At 70.8% G+C, this 17,811-nt stretch carries 17 protein-coding genes; 5 read left to right on the top strand and 12 right to left on the bottom strand.

Annotated features, from left to right (window positions below; translation table 11 throughout):
- Nucleotides 1-224: 224 nt before the first annotated feature.
- The 7 genes from OIC96_RS19375 to OIC96_RS19345 all read right to left on the bottom strand — a co-directional run bounded on the left by OIC96_RS19375 (nucleotide 225) and on the right by OIC96_RS19345 (nucleotide 6,888).
- Nucleotides 225-1,721 carry an ATP/GTP-binding protein gene (locus tag OIC96_RS19375; RefSeq protein ID WP_330310242.1) on the bottom strand — a complete coding sequence of 499 codons (1,497 nt, stop codon included), beginning with the start codon at nucleotides 1,719-1,721 and terminating at the stop codon, nucleotides 225-227.
- 17 nt (nucleotides 1,722-1,738) lie between these two features.
- Complete coding sequence (locus tag OIC96_RS19370; RefSeq protein ID WP_330306645.1) at nucleotides 1,739-3,232, bottom strand: SCO6880 family protein; 1,494 nt, start codon at nucleotides 3,230-3,232, stop codon at nucleotides 1,739-1,741.
- 106 nt (nucleotides 3,233-3,338) lie between these two features.
- The gene (locus OIC96_RS19365; protein WP_330306646.1) at nucleotides 3,339-4,538 is read right to left on the bottom strand and encodes a hypothetical protein; all 1,200 of its coding nucleotides are present in this window, start codon (nucleotides 4,536-4,538) and stop codon (nucleotides 3,339-3,341) included.
- A gap of 1 nt (nucleotide 4,539) precedes the next feature.
- Entirely contained in the window at nucleotides 4,540-5,322 is a 783-nt protein-coding gene (locus tag OIC96_RS19360; protein WP_330306647.1) for a hypothetical protein, read from the bottom strand.
- 43 nt (nucleotides 5,323-5,365) lie between these two features.
- Nucleotides 5,366-5,665 (bottom strand): hypothetical protein, encoded by a 300-nt coding sequence (locus OIC96_RS19355; protein WP_330306648.1) that lies wholly within the window; start codon nucleotides 5,663-5,665, stop codon nucleotides 5,366-5,368.
- Nucleotides 5,666-6,037: 372 nt separating this feature from the next.
- Nucleotides 6,038-6,328 (bottom strand): hypothetical protein, encoded by a 291-nt coding sequence (locus OIC96_RS19350; RefSeq protein ID WP_330306649.1) that lies wholly within the window; start codon nucleotides 6,326-6,328, stop codon nucleotides 6,038-6,040.
- Nucleotides 6,325-6,888 (bottom strand): DUF6668 family protein, encoded by a 564-nt coding sequence (locus OIC96_RS19345; protein WP_330310243.1) that lies wholly within the window; start codon nucleotides 6,886-6,888, stop codon nucleotides 6,325-6,327. Before OIC96_RS19345 ends, OIC96_RS19350 begins: the two co-directional genes overlap by 4 nt.
- 239 nt (nucleotides 6,889-7,127) lie before the next feature.
- Between OIC96_RS19345 and OIC96_RS19340 the strand changes: the two genes are divergently transcribed.
- From OIC96_RS19340 to OIC96_RS19325, 4 genes are read left to right on the top strand one after another with little or no spacing between them, the layout of a single operon-like run.
- A complete protein-coding gene (locus OIC96_RS19340; RefSeq protein ID WP_330306650.1) occupies nucleotides 7,128-8,168 on the top strand; it encodes a peptidoglycan DD-metalloendopeptidase family protein in 1,041 nt (346 codons plus the stop codon).
- A gap of 14 nt (nucleotides 8,169-8,182) precedes the next feature.
- Entirely contained in the window at nucleotides 8,183-8,869 is a 687-nt protein-coding gene (locus OIC96_RS19335; protein ID WP_330306651.1) for a hypothetical protein, read from the top strand.
- 8 nt (nucleotides 8,870-8,877) lie between these two features.
- A complete protein-coding gene (locus OIC96_RS19330; RefSeq protein ID WP_330306652.1) occupies nucleotides 8,878-10,509 on the top strand; it encodes a hypothetical protein in 1,632 nt (543 codons plus the stop codon).
- Nucleotides 10,499-10,984, top strand: coding sequence for a hypothetical protein (locus tag OIC96_RS19325; RefSeq protein ID WP_330306653.1), 486 nt, complete (start codon nucleotides 10,499-10,501; stop codon nucleotides 10,982-10,984). Before OIC96_RS19330 ends, OIC96_RS19325 begins: the two co-directional genes overlap by 11 nt.
- A 230-nt stretch (nucleotides 10,985-11,214) precedes the next feature.
- On the opposite strand, the gene rarD is transcribed toward OIC96_RS19325, so the two are convergent.
- Nucleotides 11,215-12,192, bottom strand: a complete 978-nt coding sequence (rarD, locus tag OIC96_RS19320; RefSeq protein ID WP_330306654.1) for an EamA family transporter RarD — start codon at nucleotides 12,190-12,192, stop codon at nucleotides 11,215-11,217.
- A gap of 151 nt (nucleotides 12,193-12,343) precedes the next feature.
- Nucleotides 12,344-13,198, bottom strand: a complete 855-nt coding sequence (locus OIC96_RS19315) for an NAD(P)H-binding protein (protein ID WP_330306655.1) — start codon at nucleotides 13,196-13,198, stop codon at nucleotides 12,344-12,346.
- Nucleotides 13,199-13,379: 181 nt separating this feature from the next.
- On the opposite strand from OIC96_RS19315, the gene OIC96_RS19310 reads away from it, so the two are divergent.
- Complete coding sequence (locus tag OIC96_RS19310) at nucleotides 13,380-13,733, top strand: winged helix-turn-helix transcriptional regulator (protein ID WP_330310244.1); 354 nt, start codon at nucleotides 13,380-13,382, stop codon at nucleotides 13,731-13,733.
- 58 nt (nucleotides 13,734-13,791) lie between these two features.
- Here OIC96_RS19310 and OIC96_RS19305 read toward each other — a convergent pair whose 3' ends face one another.
- From OIC96_RS19305 to OIC96_RS19295, 3 genes are all read right to left on the bottom strand, one after another.
- Nucleotides 13,792-14,871 (bottom strand): 2-oxoacid:ferredoxin oxidoreductase subunit beta, encoded by a 1,080-nt coding sequence (locus OIC96_RS19305; protein WP_330306656.1) that lies wholly within the window; start codon nucleotides 14,869-14,871, stop codon nucleotides 13,792-13,794.
- Nucleotides 14,864-16,795, bottom strand: a complete 1,932-nt coding sequence (locus tag OIC96_RS19300; protein ID WP_330306657.1) for a 2-oxoacid:acceptor oxidoreductase subunit alpha — start codon at nucleotides 16,793-16,795, stop codon at nucleotides 14,864-14,866. The genes OIC96_RS19305 and OIC96_RS19300 overlap by 8 nt, the downstream gene beginning before the upstream one ends.
- Nucleotides 16,796-17,085: 290 nt before the next feature.
- Complete coding sequence (locus OIC96_RS19295; protein ID WP_330310245.1) at nucleotides 17,086-17,745, bottom strand: response regulator transcription factor; 660 nt, start codon at nucleotides 17,743-17,745, stop codon at nucleotides 17,086-17,088.
- Between the last annotated feature and the right edge of the window lie 66 nt (nucleotides 17,746-17,811).

Below are 17,811 nucleotides of genomic sequence, written 5' to 3'. Positions count from 1 at the left end.
TCCTGGGGGCTCCGCCCCCAGACCCCCTGAGTTGTGTGTCGTCTGCGGGCCGGTGGGGGCCGTTCGCGCAGTTCCCCGCGCCCCTGAAGGCGCGGGGCTCCGCCCCGCGATCCCCCGCCCGCCCCGGGGTCTTTTAGGGGCGCGGGGAACTGCGCAATCTTTTAGCCCAGCCCCCACCCACCCGCAGCCGACACACAACCCCCGCCCACCCCGCAGGGGTGTCGTCACCGCACCCCACCCTCCCGCTTGGAGAGCGACGGCTTCCCCGCCTCCGACCAGCGGGTGTTCGTGTTGTGCAACGCCCGCTCCGTATCGGTGATGGCCACCTTGATCGGGATACCAGGACGCCCGCCCACCTTGATCAGGAAGCGGCCACGCCCGGGCGGCTCCTCGTTCCCGCCCGTACTCGCCCATCCGGGCGGCGACGACCAGGACGACACCAGTTCGATCTCCCGCTCGGACATCCCCACGATCTCGCCGAGTTCCTTCATTTCCTGACGGGGAAGCCCGGCGCAGACGACCATTCCCGCCCGCTCGACGAACCCGCGCGCCTTGGCCCGGTCCGCCTCGCTCCCGAGCGCCTCCGCGTCCTTGAGCGTGTGCGTGATCTTCGCGTCGCCCAGGCCGAGCGAACGGTTCAGCCGCGTCAGCGCATCGATCCGCTCGACGATGCCGGAGGCGGCCCGAAGGGGACGCCACAGCTCGTCGAGCACGGTGAAGAACCACCGCTGCGGAGCGAGCCCGGCGTCCGCGAGCGCGTGCGCGGCGGCCACCGTGCCGAGCCCGTCCGACCACGCCGCGAGCATCGCCGCAGCCGTCAGCTGGGTGTCCGCCTCGCCGATCCGGGAGATGTCGACGCAGACCGCCGGAGAGGCGGGGTCGATCCGGGTCGACGTCTCGGACGCGAACGTGTCGCCGAGCGGCCCATCCAGCACACCCAGCAGCGAGCGGTGCAGCGGATCCACCGCCTCCTGGTAGCGGGCCTCGTTCCCGCGGTCGAGCGTCACCGCCCTGACCCGGTCCGGCCCCTCGTCCAGCACCTTCAGCAGATCCGGCAGCAAGGGCGCCCGCCCCGGCTTCGTACGCTCCGCGAGATGGTGCAGGCACGCGGACAGCACCGACTGCTCGTGGTCGTCCATCGGGCGGCCGCGGACGATGGTGATGAGCGCCGCGACCATGTTCAGGACGCGGCCGTGCGCCTCCGCCGCGAGGATGCGGCCCCGCTCGCCCCCGATCCGTACCGCCGCCTCGCCCATCGCGCCCGGGTCGAGGACGTTGATGCCGCCGACGCCCCGGCCGATCGAGATCACCTGGCCGCCCAGCGCCCGTACGGTGTCGGCGTAGTCGGGCTTGAGGTCGCCGAGGACCAGCGGAGTGATGCCCGTCGCCGCCATGCCGATCAGCATGCGGTTGACCAGCGTCGACTTGCCCAGGCCCGGCATGCCGAGCATGAACAGGGACGGGTTGGAGATGTAACGGGCGCGGGTGAACCAGGAGATGGGGTCGCCGCAGACCGTCGCGCCGGTGTGCAGGTGCTGGCCGAGCGGGACCCCGGTCATGGGCGCGCCGGAGCCCGCCGCGAAGGGCCAGAGGCCGCACGCCTGGACCGTGGTCGCGCGCCACATCGAGGGCGGGTCCAGATGCCCGACCTGGCCGCCGCCGGGCCCGTACCAGCCGCGCGGCGGCACGGACGGCATGGGCGGCATGGGCGGCACGGACATCGCGGACTTCGACGCGCTCACAGCGCCTCCCTGATCTGGTACGGAACGAGGGTGTGCTCCCACGGCAGCAGGCCGACCGGCAGCGTGCAGGTGAAGGCCGAGGCCTGCATCCGGTCTGCGGGGCGCATCTGGATGCGGGACGAGGCCTGGAGGTTGCGCACGGCGATGCCCGCGTCCTGCAGCTGCTCCTCGTCGTCGACGGTGACCGTCACCATGAGGGAGAACTCCACGAGCCCGGCGCCCGCCGCCTCCTCGGCCGCCGTCTGCTCGGCGGCCTGCATCTCCGAACTGGCCCGCGCCTGGACGAGCCCGCGCCGCGAGCCCGCCATGAAGTGCGCGGTACGGCGGTCGGACTCCACGATGCGGGCGGAGGTCGCCGGGTCGATGGGGCGGTAGATGAGGGAGACCCGCTTGCGCCGGGTGCCCGACGCGGGTTCGAGCAGGCCGCGCAGGACGCTGGAGCGGACCGTGCCGCGCGGCGCGAGCGTCAGCATCCAGGTGCGCGAGACACCCGAGTCGTGCCGGTACGACGTCACGGTCTCGACCGCGGCCGCGGGGCCGGCGTCGTCCCACTCCAGGCCGGTGGTCGCGTGCTCGGCGCGGGCGCTGAGCACGTCCGGGGCGATCGCCGGGTCGTAGGCGACCCGCACGATCTCGGCGAGCCGGTCCGCCGCGAGCGGATAGGCGGAGCCGCCGCCCGCCGCGACCAGCCCGGACAGCAGGCCCGGCAGCCGCATCGACAGGTCGGTGATGATGTCGTCGACGTTGCGCTTGGGGCCGCCCGTCGGGCCGTACGTCAACGCGATGTACGTGTGCATCTCCGAGGACGCCGACGGATAGCGCGCGACGACCTCCTCCATCACGGCGCGGGCCGCGGCCGGGGCGTCCGGTGTGATGCGCGGAAGGACCTCGGACGCCAGCCGCGTACCCGTGTCCGGGGCGGTCTCGACGACCACCTGGGCGCCGCGCAGCCCCGGCTCGTGCGAGAGCCGCGCGAGCCAGTCGCCCCAGGACGCCACCCAGATGTCGATCTGCTGGGGGTCGACCAGCGAACCGCCGTCCGGCTCACAGGCCAGCACCACCGTGTAGAGGCCGCGGCCCGGGTGGTGCAGCACGCCGAAGGTACGGCTGTAGGCGTCGCGGCCCTCGTACATCTTGGTGCGCGCGAGCAGGCCGGGCGGCTGGTAGCGGCCACCGGGACGCCTGGACAGCGGCCCCGAGACGTAGGTGTGCGAGCCGTTCGCCTTGCGCCGCATCCAGCCGATGCGGATCGCGAGGACCTGGTAGACGTTGCGGCCGTCGACGGTGCGCAGCGCCAGCGGGGCGAGGAAGAGTCCGGTCGGCACCAGGACGATGATCGCGGCCGCCAACGAGACCAGCGAGGCCAGCAGCGCCACCAGGAGTCCGCCGAAGGCGACGACGGTGCCGAGCAGACCCAGCGGGCCGAGGCCGGGACGGCGGGGCCTGCGCCAGTTTCCGTACGTGGGACGCGTCAGGGCGTCGGTGGACATGGGTTTCCTTCTTCCGGCTCAAAGCTTCAGGCGTGCGGGGGTGGTGGGGCCCGGGGTGATGACCCCGGGCCCCGGGAGGCCCACCGGGCCTCCTTGTTGTCGGGGCCTACTGGTTGTGGCCCTTCATCCCGTCGTTGTCGTCAAGGGAGTGGGTGACTTCCGAAGCGGCCTGGATACCGGTCTGCACGACGACCGCGGCGGCCTGCACGGCGAGCGCCGCGCCACCCGTGGCCGCGCCCGCGGCGGCTGCACCGCCCGCGGAGGCCGCGCCACCCGCGGCGCCACCGCCACCGGCACCGCCCGCGCCACCGGCCGGAGCCCCGGCGCCCGCGGAGGGCGAGCCCTGCGGACCGCCTCCGCCTCCACCGCCTCCGCCTCCGCCGCTGCTGTTCGCGGCGATGTTGACGGCGCCGCTGGCGACGTTGCTGACAGCGTTCATGGTGACCGTGCCGCCGGACGTGCCGCCCAGTGCGGCGGTGGCCGGCACGATCAGCTTCAGCAGGGCGGGCAGTGCGAAGACCGAGAGGATCAGCATGCCCATGCCCGCGATGGTCTGGTTGAGGTTCCCGGCGTCGTTCGTCTGGCCCTTGGCACTGTTGGTCATCGCCGTCGCCGAGTAGATGATCAGCGCGGCCGCCGGTTTGTAGAGGAGCCAGGCCGCGAGCCAGCCGATGTGTTTCTTCCACCAGCCCTCGCCCCACCCGGTCATGGAGGAGACGGCGGCCAGCGGCAGGGTGCCGACGAGCATGATCAGTACGCCGATGCGGATGTACATCAGGCAGATCTGCACGAAGCTCGACAGCATCACCAGCAGACCGAAGATGAGCACGAGCCCCGGTGAGTCCAGGACCATGACGCCGAGGATCTTGTCCGCCGTCTCGCCGAGGTTCGCCTTCTGATAGACCTCCTGCGCGTACGCGTCCGACGCGTCGCTGAGCAGTTTGACGCCGGTCGTCGCCACCCCTGCGACGAGGATGACCTTCCACATCCCGTTGAAGGCCTGCCGCATGGTCTGGCCCTTGCGGTCGATGGCCATCCGTATCGCCGCGACCAGCAGGGAGGCCACGGCGACATACGCCACCAGCCAGCTGGTCTCGCCCTGGATGTCCGCGACGGGATTGGTCGGATCGCCCGGACTGACGCTCATCCATACGCCGTTGAGTGCCTTGAGGACCTGCGACGCGGCCTCGCCGATCGCCTTGGCGAAGGTTTCGACGGCGCCGGCGGCCAGCGCCTCACCGGTGCCTCCGACGATCCAGTTGAAGCCGGCGCCTATGCAGTCGTAGGCCTTCCAGGTGCAGGCCATCTCACGCCTCCCAGGTGACGAAGCCCTTGGTGCCCGAGACCTGGGCCATCCCCGCGTAGACCGTGCCGTCCGTGTCGGGCGCGAGCTTCCAGTCGCCGTCCTGCCAGCGCACGCTCACCGAGACGGTGCCGTAACCGGCGCTGGGGCCGCGGAGCAGGAGCATGACGGTTGCCTCTTCCTTGTCGTACGCGAGGACGGAGAAGCCGGCGTAGCCTCCCGCGTCGGCCTTGCCCGAGGTGGGCTTGTCGTCTTCCTGGGAGCGGCTGGCGATCAGGGCGTCCCGGCCCGCACCGGGCACGACCTGGCGGTCGACGACCGTGCGCCAGCCCGGATAGCTGAGGTGGTCGGTGATGGAGTGGGCGGCGAGCACCGCACCCATCGGCGTGTGCGCGTAGCAGGACCACACGGGGCCGTCGTACTTGAGCGGACCGATGGTCTTGGACACGGGCACCAGACCGGTGCCGTCCGCCTTCCAGTGGAAGTCCGAGGGAACCTTGGCCGGCTTGGCCTGGTCCTTGTCGTCGGTGCGGCAGCCGGCGGGCCGGGTGTCCGACCCGCTGCCGCTGCCGTTGCTGCCGCCGTTGTCGTCGCCCTTCGTGGCGGTCGCCGTCGGGGTGGGGTCCGCCGCGGCGCCCGCCGGCTTGTCGTCGTGGGTCACCATCGTGAAGACGGCGAGGACGAGCAGCACCAGCAGGAACCCGGCCGAGAGGATCCAGCCTCGCTGCTGCCAGAACGGCTGCTCCCACTCCCCGCTGCCCCCGCGGGACCGGCCGGAGTTCAGCATGCTTGTGCTCCCTTCGAATCAGTGGACGCGTACGGGGCGTGGGTCAGGCGAAGACGAAGGTGACGACGGGGCCCGCGGTGGCGACCAGGACACAGCCGCCGAGGACCATGCCGAGGCGGCCCATGTGCTCCGAGCCCTCGCCGCGGCGCATGGAGATCGCCATCATGGCGCCGGTGATCAGGACGCCCGCGACGCCGGCCGCGGTGCCGGCCCAGGCGAGGATGCCGAGGACGGTGTCGACCTTGCCGGTCAGCGCCTCGGGCGCGTCCTTCGTGGGGTTGGGGACCGTTCCGTCCGCCAGGTAGAGGTGCTGGTGGGCCTTGGCTGCTATCGCCTTGAACATGGCTACTCCCCGATGTGGTCGGCTGCCGGCCGACGTCGTGCGTGCTGTGAGCGGTCGTTGCGAAGGACGCCTAGTGAGAGGCGATTGCCGGTGGAGGGCGGATGTGACGCCCGGGTTCCCGGCTGCACAGTGAGCTTGGCGACTCCTGTGAGGTTGAGCCAAGCGATGTAGTGATCCAGCACCGGTCGGTGACGTGTCCGTGACAGACGGGAAGGTCTCGTCACGTCAGGGGGTGTCAGAGCCGGGGCATGACAACGGATCAGGTCCTGCTTCCGGGCCGGAGGCTGACGTGGGATCAGGTCCTGGGCGGGACGGGACGCGGGATCAGGTCGTGGGCGGGACGCGGGATCAGGTCCCGGGTGGGACGCGGGGTCAGAGCCAGGGCATGACGGTGGACACGATCGGTCCGGCCGTCGCGCCGATCACACAGGCGCCCATCACCATCAGGAACTGGCTCAGATGCTCCTCGGCGTCACCGGTCCGCACGGCGATCGCCATCCGAGTGCCCACGATCAGCAGACCGGCGACCCCCGCCGCCGTGACCATCCAGGCGATCCAGTTCAGCACCGTGTTCAACGGGCCGGTCACCTTGGCGCCGGGGGCGGCGAGCGTTGTGCTGAGAGGTGTGTCCAGTACGGCGTTTGCCATGTGCAGCATGCTCATCGGTTGCCCCTCCTTGTGGGCAGGGGGGCCGGGCTCCCGGTCAGTCGGGCCAACTGGGCGCACTCGCGCGGCGGTTCGGCGGCGAGGTCGCCGGTGCGCCACGCGGGCACCCACGGCACTCGGTAGACGTCGATCACCGAGGCGATCACCTTGATGCGCTGGGCGAGTGGGCGGGGCAGCCGCCCGGGCGCGTCCGCGACCAGCACGATGGCGTCGAGGTCGAGTCCCGGAGGCGCGTCGCCGCGCCGGAAGATGTCCAGGGTGTGTGACACGGCCTCCAGTCCCGCGGCGTGCGTCCGTCCGACGAGGAGGACCGATCCGGGCTCGCCCTGGTCGGGCCGGGGCCAGTTGCGGCCGGCGTCATGGCCCCCGAAGACGGCGGCGAGCGTCGAGGCGCCGGCTCCGCCGTGCGTGGCGACCCACGCGAACTGCCGTGCCGTCACCATCAGTTGGCCGGGGTCGTCCGGCTGTGGCTCCGGCTCGTCGCCGATCACCGGCCCGCGTATCCATATCTCGGGCCCGGCGTCGTGCCCGACCCCGTGCCCCGCCTCGGGTCCCATCTCCTGCCCCCGCGCGCTCTGTTGCGCGAATCCCTGCGCACCGCGCGCTCCTCGTGTCGCCTGCATGGCCACTTCCCTTCGTCGTCGGCTCACCGATCTTCACGGCGCACGGACGGATTCGGTAACGGGGCGTGAGTTCCTGGGACGAGCCTGTGACGCCGCAGTGACGCAGGAAGCGGGTGTGAGCCGAGAGACTCAACGAGGAACATACGAACGGATCTTGAGGCTGAGGGGAGCCGATGTCCAACGGGGGCGGAAGCATGGGCTGGGTGGTCGGCGGCTGCGTGGCCGCTGTGCTCATGCCGGTGATCATGATGGTCGCGGTGAGCGGCGGATCGCAGGGCGCCGCGGCCGACGGCCAGGGAAACGGCGTCGGCGGCGGCCTCAAGGAGGGCGAGGTGCCGGCGCAGTACGTGCCCTGGGTCCTGAAGGCGGGCGGGATCTGCGACGTCATCAAGCCGGCCGTCATCGCCGCGCAGATCGAGGCGGAGTCGGGCTGGAACCCCAACGCCCAATCGCCGGTCGGCGCCGAGGGGTTGTCGCAGTTCATGCCCGGTACCTGGACGACCTGGGGCCGGGACGACGACGGCAACGGCCGAATATCCCCGTACGACCCAGGGGACGCGATCATGGCCCAGGGCCGTTACGACTGCGCCCTCGCCAAGCAGGTCCAGGGCTACAAGGACCGCGGCCAGGCGTCGGGCGAGACCCTCGACCTGGCGCTCGCGGCGTACAACGCGGGCCCGGGCGCGGTGCAGCAGTACCACGGCATGCCGCCGTACCAGGAGACCCAGGCCTACGTCGCCCGGATCAAGTCGCTGATATCCAAGTACGAGTCGGTCGACGACGCGCCGGGCAACATCCCGGCCGGGCAGCAAATGGCGATGCCGATCGCCGGCAACCCGCCCGTCACCTCGCCGTACGGCATGCGCATGCACCCGATCCTGCACGTCTACAAGCTGCACACCGGCATCGACTTCGGCGCCGCGGCCGGTACGCCGTTCAAGGCGGCCCGGGACGGCACGGTCACCTCGGCCGGCTGGTCCAACGGCTACGGCAACCGTGTGGTCATCTCCCACGGAACCATCAATGGCGACCAGATCTCGACGACGTACAACCACATGTCCGCCATCAACGTCAGTGTCGGTCAGAAGGTGAAGGTCGGGCAGCAGGTCGGCGCGGTGGGCTCCACCGGCTACTCGACCGGACCGCACGCGCACTTCGAGGTCATGCAGAACGGCAAGTACGTGGATCCGGCACCCTGGCTGGGGCTGAAGTGAGGAGGGAGGCGAGGATGCGTACGAGGACGATCATCGCCGTGGTCGTGTCCGTCACGGGGCTGCTGGCGTTGACGGGCTGTGGTCTGCGGGACCAGGGTGAGTCCGTGGGCGCCGCCGGTTCGTCGCCCTCCGCGGTGCCGTCGGTCGCGCCCAAGGCACCGCTCCCCTCGGGGAAGCCGCTGGGCGCGGACGCACAGGTGCCGAGCCCGTCGGGTGTCGACGGGACGGATGCGACGGAGGTGTCGGAGGCGTGGGCGGAAGTGGCGTACGGCTACGACACGAAGTACGACTCTGGTCCGCACGACGCCGTGCTGCGCTCGGCGCGCTGGTTCACGGCGAAGAAGGCCGCCGCCGAGCGGTCGTACCGGCCCGCGAGCGGGGCGGGCGACGACTGGAACACCTGGGCCGGCCACAAGGCGTGGACCACGGTGGACGTGACCTCGGACGACGACGGCGACGGCCCCACCGACACGGCCGTCCTGGCCTACCGCGCCCTCTTCGTCGAGGGCTCGGCCCACGGCCGCGACGGCTGGACGGGCACGGGTCCGCGCGCCAACGTCTTCCTCAAGCTGACGCGAACGGGCCGCGGCGAGCCGTGGCACGTGGCGGAGGTGACGGCGGTGGAGGCCGCGGTCCCGCCGTCCCCGTCTTCCTCTCCTTCCTCTCCGTCCACCCCTTCCTCCCCTGATCACCCCGAGTGAGGGAACCGATGTCTCGACTCAGCCGCGAACAGAAGCGGGAACTCAAGCGGCAGCGCTCGGCCGGTGCCGTGCCCAGGGGGCAACAGGCCGCCGGGGTGACACCCATCGAGGTGCATGTGCCGGCGCCCACAGCCGGGACGGCGGGGGGTGCCACGGTCGGCGGGATGCCGGTCGTGGCCGCCCCCGGTGAGACGGTCCAGGCCGCCGTCCTGAACTACCTCCACCGCCTCGCCCTCGCCACCGGCCACCCCGTCCTCGCCACCATCCACGACGAATGCATCGGCTTCGTCGTACCGCTCCAGGTGTACGTCGACGGCTCCAGCCGGTATGCCGGGGAGCCGGTGCGAGTGGGCGCGGGGGCGGGGACGGGCACTTCGGCCGTGGGGAGTACGGGGGAGGCGCAGCCACAGCCACAGCCGCGACGCCAGGTCCAGCAGCCGCAGCCGCAGCCGCCGGCGCCGCCGTCCGCACCGGTTCCGCCGGCTCCCGTATCCGCTGCGCGGGCACAGGAGGAGCCGGCGACCGGAGCGCCCGCGGCACCCGAAACTCCGCCGGTTCCGCGTCGGGACAAGGCGACGTACGTGCTGCGAGCGGTACCGGAGCCGACACCGGAGCCGGCGGTCGCGCCCGCACCTGCGCCTGTCGCGAGGCCGGAGCCCGCGCCCGCACCTACGCCCACGCCGGAGCCCGAGCCGGTGCAGACGCCGATGCCGATGCCGGCGAGGCCCGCGGCGTCCGCCGTTCCGGCACCCGAACCCGTACGTTCCCCCGGGCCCAGCACGCCCACGCCCACCCCCACTCCGTCCCCGACTCCATCCCCCACTCCGCCTTCCACCCCCACCCCGTCGACCTTCGTCCTCCGGGCGGTGCCGGAGCCCAAGCCGCTGCCCGGGGCCGCGGCGACGCATGTGCTGCGGGCGGTACCGGAGTCGGCGGCCGGGGTCGTGGCGGCGCCGACGGGGGAGTTCGGGCCGGCTCCGGTGGCCGAGCCCGCTCCCGTGCGGAAGTCGGTCTCCGCGATGGAGGCCATGTCCTTGATGGAGCCCGAGCCGGAGCCGAAGCCCGCTCCGGTGCGGGGCTTCGACGCCGTCGCCGAGGCGGTGCTGGCGCCGAGTACGGCTCCGGAGGGAGAGGGCGAGGGCGCGGCTGCGTTCCTCGTGGAGCCCGTGGCGCGGATCAACGAGGCCGTGAAGATGGGCCGGATCGAAGCGGCCGCGGGGATGGCGGAGCGAGCCGTCGCGGAGGCGGCGCAGTCGCTGGGCGAGGAGCACCAGGAGGTGCTGAAGCTGCGCGAACTGACCGCGTACATCGCCTACTTGGCCGGTGACGCGCTCAGGTCGTTCCACCTGTCGCTCGACCTCGCCAGGGTCCGCCGTCGCCACCGTGACCCGCGCGCCGCGTACGGCAACGTACAGAGCGCGGCCGCGGCCTGGCGCGCCGTCCGCGACCCCTTGCAGGGGCTGCACCTCGGACGCGACCTGATCGGCGTGTGGACCGAGCTCACGGCCGACGGAGGCCCCGCCGCCGACGACATCGAGCAGCTCGAATCGGCCCGCACCCGCATGGGCCGCCTCGCCGAACGCGCCCGCGTCCTGGCGGACAACCCCTACACCCAGAGCCCGCGCGCCCATGGCCAGTGACGACCGCGACCGGGCCGCCGCCGCGCGCCGCCGCTCACCGCGAGCAGGTGCGCCGCGCCCGCGCACCGAGGTGTACGTCAACGAGCTGACCGGCACGATGAGCTGGCGCACGGTCCGGCCCGGCGGAACCGACCGCGACGGCCGCCCGCGCACTCGCGTCACCGCCCAGGGTGCCGCTCCCCTCCCCACACACCCGGCCGCCGTACGGTCCGCGGTGAACGTCCACGTCGAGGCGCTCACCCCGGACCAGTTGCAGCATCACCTGGCCCGTGTCGGCGCCCTGCGCTCCCACGTCGCGGCCGATGTCGCCGCCGGCGCGCGCATGCCGACGTCCGTGGCGGCCCGCCTGCGCTCGGGCTCCACGCCGGCGGCCGCACACGCCCTCACCGCGGAACACTCCTCCGCGGCAAGGGAGTTGCCCCGTAGACCCCCTTCGCCGCCGGCACCGGCCGCGTCCAGAGGCCCAACCCGCTGAACAGGCCGCACGTTTCTCGCCCCCGCCGCCCCTACCCGTCCCATCCCTGGGGGCTCCGCCCCCAGACCCCCAAAAGATTGCGCAGTTCCCCGCGCCCCTAAAAAGGGGCGCGGGGAACTGCGCAATCTTTTAGGCCAGCCCCCACCCACCGCAGCCAAAGAACCGGCCCACGGGGTCTGGGGCGGAGCCCCAGAAGGATGGGACGGGTAGGGGCGGCGGGGGCGAAAACCCTACGCGGGCTCCCGCGCCGGGCTCACCGTGTCGCCGGCGCCGGAGGCTGAGGCGGAGGCGTTGGTCGAGGCGCGCAGCGCACGAGCCCCCCGCCGCGCGGCACGCAACGCGTCAAACGTGAGCAGCGACAACGCGACCCAGACCAGCGCGAACCCGGCCCAGCGCTCGGGCGGCATGGCCTCGTGGAAGTAGAGGATGCCGAGGAGGAACTGGAAGACGGGGGCCAGGTATTGGAGGAGCCCCAGCGTGGACAACGGCACCCTGATCGCCGCCGCACCGAAGCAGACCAGCGGAAGCGCGGTCACCACCCCCGTCGCCGCGAGCAGCGCCGCATGCCCCACCCCCTCCGTAGCGAAGGTCGCCTCCCCCTTCGCCCCCAGCCACAGCAGATAGGCCAGCGCGGGCAGGAACTGAATCGCCGTCTCGGCGGCGAGCGACTCGATACCGCCGAGGTTGACCTTCTTCTTCACCAGCCCGTAGGTGCCGAAGGAGAAGGCGAGGCAGAGAGAGATCCACGGCGGACGGCCGTATCCGATCGTCAGAACACCGACCGCGGCGAAACAGACACCGACCGCCGCCCACTGCACCGGCCGCAGCCGTTCCTTCAGAAGCAGCACACCCAGCGCGATGGTGACGAGCGGATTGATGAAGTAGCCGAGGGACGCCTCGACCACGTGTCCGCTGTTCACGGACCAGATGTAGACGCCCCAGTTGACGGTGATGACCGTCGCCGCGATCGCCACGAGGCCGAGTTTGCGCGGCTGACGCAGCAGCTCGCCCGCCCAGGCCCAGCGCCGCATCACCAGCAGCACGGCGCCGACGACGACGAGGGACCACACCATCCGGTGGGCGAGGATCTCGACCGCGCCGGAGGGTTTCATCAGGGGCCAGAAGAGAGGGACGAGTCCCCACATGCCGTATGCGGCGAAGCCGTTCAGCAGACCTATGTGCTGCTCGCCCTTCGGCTTTCCGGCCACCGGCGCCTCCTTCTCGTCACACGGCCGCTCCCGTGGTGCGGAGCGGCACGGAAGAAGGTAGCGCCGAGCACCCCTGCCTGTCATGCCCGTATCGCCATACGGTCATGACAGGCAGGGGTGGGGAAGGCGGCGCCCAGGGCCCGAGGGGGAGTCAGCCCTTCAGTGCCGCCGCGATCGACTCGGTGATCGGCGTGGTCGGACGGCCGGACAGCCGGGACAGGTCACCGGGGGTGCCGGCCAGCTCGCCGTTCTCGATGGACACGTCCACGCCCGCGAGAATCGCGGCGAGCGGCCCGGGCAGCCCGGCGCCGGTCAGGATGCCGGTGTAGACCTCGACGGGGACGGCGTTGTAGGCGATCTCCTTGCCGGAGTACTCGGCCACCGCGGCGGCGTACTCGGCGAAGCTCCACGCGGTGTCGCCGCTCAGCTCGTACGTCGTGTTCTCGTGGCCCTCGCCGGTGAGTACGGCGACGGCGGCGGCCGCGTAGTCGGCGCGCGAGGCGGAGGCGACCTTGCCGTCACCGGCGGCCTGGGTGACGGCGCCGTACTCGAGGACGGGGGCGAGGTTCTCGGTGTAGTTCTCGTTGTACCAGCCGTTGCGGAGCAGGGCGTAGGGCACACCGGACGCGACGATCGCCTGCTCGGTGCCCCGGTGGTCGTCGGCGAGGGCGGCCGTCAGGCTGCCCGGGGCGCTGGTGTACGCGAAGAGCGCGACCCCGGCGGCCTTGGCGGCGTCGAGGACGACCTGGTGCTGGCCGACGCGGCCCTTGTCGAACTCGTTGCCGGAGATCAGCAGCACCTTGTCGCCGGCGGCGAAGAGGCCGTCGAACGTCTCGGGGGTGTTGTAGTCGGCGACCGCGAGCTTCACACCGCGGGCCGCGAAGTCGGCGGCCTTCTCCTTGGCGCGGACGACGGCGGTGATCTGGTCGGCCGGGACCTTCTCCAGCAGCTGCTCGACGACGTGATGGCCGAGGTGTCCGGTGGCTCCGGTGACGACGATGCTCATGAGTGAACTCCTTGTGGGGTGGTCTGCCACTAACCATAGGAGGTGCGCTAACTCTACGAAAGTACCCACTTTGAAGTAAGGTACTGGCATGACCGTAAGTACGGCAGCGGCAGCCGACACCTCAGCCGCGAGCGAGTCGGGCGAGTCAGGCGAGTCGAGCAAGTACGACACCGGCGAGGCCATGTGCCCATACCGCCTGGTCCTGGAGCACGTGACCAGCCGCTGGGGTGTCCTCGTCCTGATCGAGCTCCTGGACCGCTCCTACCGCTTCAGCGAGCTGCGCCGCGCCATCGGCCGCGTCAGCGAGAAGATGCTCACCCAGACCCTCCAGACCCTGGAGCGCGACGGTCTCGTCCATCGTGACGCCAAGCCCGTGATCCCGCCACGCGTCGACTACTCCCTCACCGACCTGGGCCGCGAGGCTGCCGAACAGGTCCGCGGGCTGGCCCTGTGGACCAGTGAGCGCATGACCGACGTGGAGAAGGCCCGCCGGACATACGACGAGGCCCGGGCAGTCAGGGCCCGGGCCTCGTAAACCGTCGACGGACTCGACGGACTCGACGGACTCGACGGACTCGACGGACTCGGCGGACTCAGCCGACGACCGTCCAGGAGTCGCCGCCGGCGAGCAGCGCGGCCAGGTCGCCCTTGCCGTTCTGCTCGATGGCCGTGTCCAGCTGGTCGGTCATCTGTGTGTCGTAGACCGGCCGGTCCACGGAGCGGAACACGCCGATCGGTGTGTGATGCAGGGTGTCGGGGTCGGCGAGCCTGCTGAGCGCGAAGGCGGTGGTCGGGGACGCGGAGTGGGCGTCGTGGACCAGGATCTGGGACTCGTTGTCCGGCGTGACGGTGACGACCTTCAGATCGCCGGTGCGCTGATCCCGTACGACACCGCGCGCGCCGTCCGGCCCGAAGCGGATCGGCTGTCCGTGGTGGAGGCGGATGACGGCTTCCTCGGCCTGCTGCTTGTCCTTCAGTGCGTCGAAGGCGCCGTCGTTGAAGATGTTGCAGTTCTGGTAGATCTCCACCAGTGCCGTGCCGGGGTGGGCGGCGGCTTCGCGCAGTACGCCGGTGAGGTGCTGCCGGTCGGAGTCGATCGTCCGGGCGACGAAGGACGCCTCCGCGCCGATCGCCAGGGACACCGGGTTGAAGGGCGCGTCCAGCGAACCCATCGGCGTCGACTTGGTGATCTTGCCGACCTCGGAGGTGGGGGAGTACTGGCCCTTGGTGAGGCCGTAGATCCGGTTGTTGAAGAGCAGGATCTTCAGATTGACGTTGCGGCGCAGGGCGTGAATGAGGTGGTTGCCGCCGATCGACAGCGCGTCGCCGTCACCCGTGACGACCCACACGCTCAAGTCCCGGCGGCTGGAGGCCAGTCCGGTCGCGATCGCGGGTGCGCGGCCGTGGATGGAGTGCATGCCGTAGGTGTTCATGTAGTACGGGAAGCGCGACGAGCAGCCGATGCCCGAGACAAAGACGATGTTCTCCTTGGCCAGGCCCAGCTCGGGCATGAAGCCCTGGACCGCCGCGAGGATCGCGTAGTCACCGCAGCCGGGGCACCAGCGCACTTCCTGATCGGACTTGAAGTCCTTCATGGACTGCCTGGCCTCGGCCTTGGGAACGAGAGAGAGCGCCTCGATCGTGCCCGTGCCTTCCGTGGACGTCTCAGCCATCGATGGCCTCCTTGAGAGCCGTGGCGAGTTGTTCGGCCTTGAACGGCATGCCGTTGACCTGGTTGTACGAGTGCGCGTCCACCAGGTACTTCGCCCGGATGAGGGTGGCGAGCTGGCCGAGGTTCATCTCGGGGATCACCACCTTGTCGTAACGCCTCAGCACGGTGCCCAGATTCCGCGGGAAGGGGTTGAGGTGGCGCAGATGGGCCTGCGCGATGTTCTCCCCGGCGGTGCGCAGGCGGCGTACGGCGGCGGTGATGGGTCCGTAGGTGGAGCCCCAGCCCAGGACGAGGGTGGTGGCCTCGTCGGAGGGGTCGTCGACCTCGATGTCGGGGACGTCGATGCCGTCGATCTTGGCCTGGCGGGTGCGGACCATGAAGTCGTGGTTGGCGGGGTCGTAGGAGATGTTGCCGGAGCCGTCCTGCTTCTCGATGCCGCCGATGCGGTGTTCCAGGCCGGGTGTGCCGGGGATGGCCCAGGGGCGGGCGAGGGTCTGCGGGTCGCGCTTGTAGGGCCAGAACACCTCGGTGCCGTCGTCCAGGGTGTGGTTGGGTCCCTGGGCGAACTGCACGCGCAGGTCCGGGAGTTCGTCGGTGTCGGGGATACGCCACGGCTCGCTGCCGTTGGCCAGGTAGCCGTCCGAGAGCAGCAGGACGGGCGTGCGGTACGTCAGCGCGATCCGGGCGGCCTCGATGGCGGCGTCGAAGCAGTCGGCCGGGGTGCGAGGAGCCACGATGGGCACCGGCGCTTCGCCATTGCGCCCGAACATCGCTTGCAGCAGGTCCGCCTGCTCGGTCTTGGTCGGCAGACCGGTCGAGGGGCCGCCGCGCTGGATGTCGATGACGAGCAGCGGCAGTTCGAGCGAGACGGCGAGCCCGACGGTCTCCGACTTCAGCGCCACGCCGGGGCCGGAGGTGGTGGTGACGCCGAGCGAGCCGCCGAACGCCGCGCCCAGGGCGGCGCCGATGCCCGCGATCTCGTCCTCGGCCTGGAAGGTGCGTACGCCGAAGTTCTTGTGCTTGCTGAGCTCGTGCAGGATGTCGGAGGCCGGCGTGATCGGGTACGAGCCCAGGTAGAGCGGCAGATCCGCCTGCCGGGAGGCCGCGATCAGACCGTACGACAGCGCCAGATTCCCGGAGATGTTGCGGTAGGTGCCGGTCGGGAAGGTGTGGGCGGCCGGAGCGACCTCGTAGGAGACGGCGAAGTCCTCGGTGGTCTCACCGAAGTTCCAGCCCGCCCGGAACGCGGCGATGTTCGCGGCCGCGATGTCGGGCTTCCTGGCGAACTTGGTCTCAAGGAACTTCTCGGTGCCCTCGGTGGGCCGGTGGTACATCCACGACAGCAGACCCAGCGCGAACATGTTCTTGCTGCGCTCGGCCTCCTTGCGGGAGAGCGAGAACTCCTTCAGCGCCTCGACCGTCATCGTCGTGAGGGGGACGGGATGGACGCTGTAGCCGTCGAGCGATCCGTCCTCCAGCGGACTGGCGGCGTAACCGACCTTCGACATCGCCCGTTTGGTGAACTCGTCCGTGTTGACGATGATCTCCGCGCCGCGCGGCACATCCGCGATGTTCGCCTTCAAGGCGGCCGGGTTCATCGCGACCAGGACGTTCGGCGCGTCACCGGGCGTGAGGATGTCGTGGTCCGCGAAATGCAGCTGGAACGACGAAACGCCCGGCAGGGTGCCTGCGGGCGCTCGGATCTCGGCGGGGAAGTTGGGAAGGGTCGAGAGGTCGTTTCCGAAGGAAGCCGTCTCGGAGGTGAAACGATCACCGGTGAGCTGCATACCGTCACCCGAGTCACCCGCGAACCGGATGATCACCCGGTCGAGCCGGCGGACGTCTTTCGCCCCCGCCGGTTTGCGCTGTTCTCCTACGACGGTTCCATCGGCGTGCTCCGCTGGGCTACTGACCTGGCTCGTCACTGAACTGGACCTCCCTCGAGGCGGCTGTCTGGGAGCGGCCTTCCCGCAGGCCCTTCCCTTTTCAACCCTACGTCGGTAAGGGTCGCCTTCCTGCGGCCATTCGCATGATGGACACCATTTTGAGACGGCCGGACGCCCTGATTTGTCATGATTTACCCGCCCCGGTCCTTCCTTGGAAGACGCTCCCCGCTCATCCTTTGGTTCTAGGTGGGCCCTGGATGGGTTTAGCTGGTTCCAGGCTCCTCGTGACACATCGAGTCGCACTCAACAACTGACACAGTGTCAGGTGGTCATGAGTTCAGGTAGGTGAGTACCGCCAGAACACGCCGGTGATCCCCGTCACTCGGAGACAGGCCCAGCTTCAGGAAGATGTTGCTGACGTGCTTCTCGACCGCGCCGTCGCTGACCACGAGCTGCCGTGCGACGGCCGAGTTCGTCCGCCCCTCGGCCATCAGTCCCAGGACCTCCCTCTCCCGCGGGGTGAGTCCCGCGAGCACGTCCTGCTTGCGGCTGCGGCCGAGCAGCTGCGCCACGACCTCCGGGTCGAGCGCGGTACCCCCCTGGGCCACCCGCACCACCGCGTCCACGAACTCCCGCACCTCGGCCACCCGGTCCTTGAGCAGATAGCCGACGCCGCGGCTCGAACCGGCCAGCAGTTCGGTGGCGTACTGCTCCTCCACGTACTGTGACAGCACGAGCACACCGAGTCCGGGATGCGCCTTGCGCAGCTGCACCGCCGCCCTGACCCCCTCGTCGGTGTGCGTCGGCGGCATCCGCACATCGGCGACGACGACGTCCGGCAGCGCGTCCTGAGCCGCGAACTCGGTAATGGTCTTGATCAGCGCGTCGCCGTCGCCGACACCGGCCACGACGTCATGCCCACGGTCGGTCAGCAACCGGGTCAGGCCCTCCCTGAGCAGCACTGAATCCTCGGCGATGACCACCCGCACCCTGTCCTCCACGATTCTCGGCCCCCCAGAGCCCGTCCCCGGACCGCACCGAGACTTCCCGGCCGG

The organism is Streptomyces sp. NBC_00775, assembly GCF_036347135.1.
GTDB classification, from domain to species: Bacteria; Actinomycetota; Actinomycetes; order Streptomycetales; family Streptomycetaceae; genus Streptomyces; species Streptomyces lutosisoli.
This window is presented reverse-complemented; position numbering and strand designations above follow the sequence as displayed.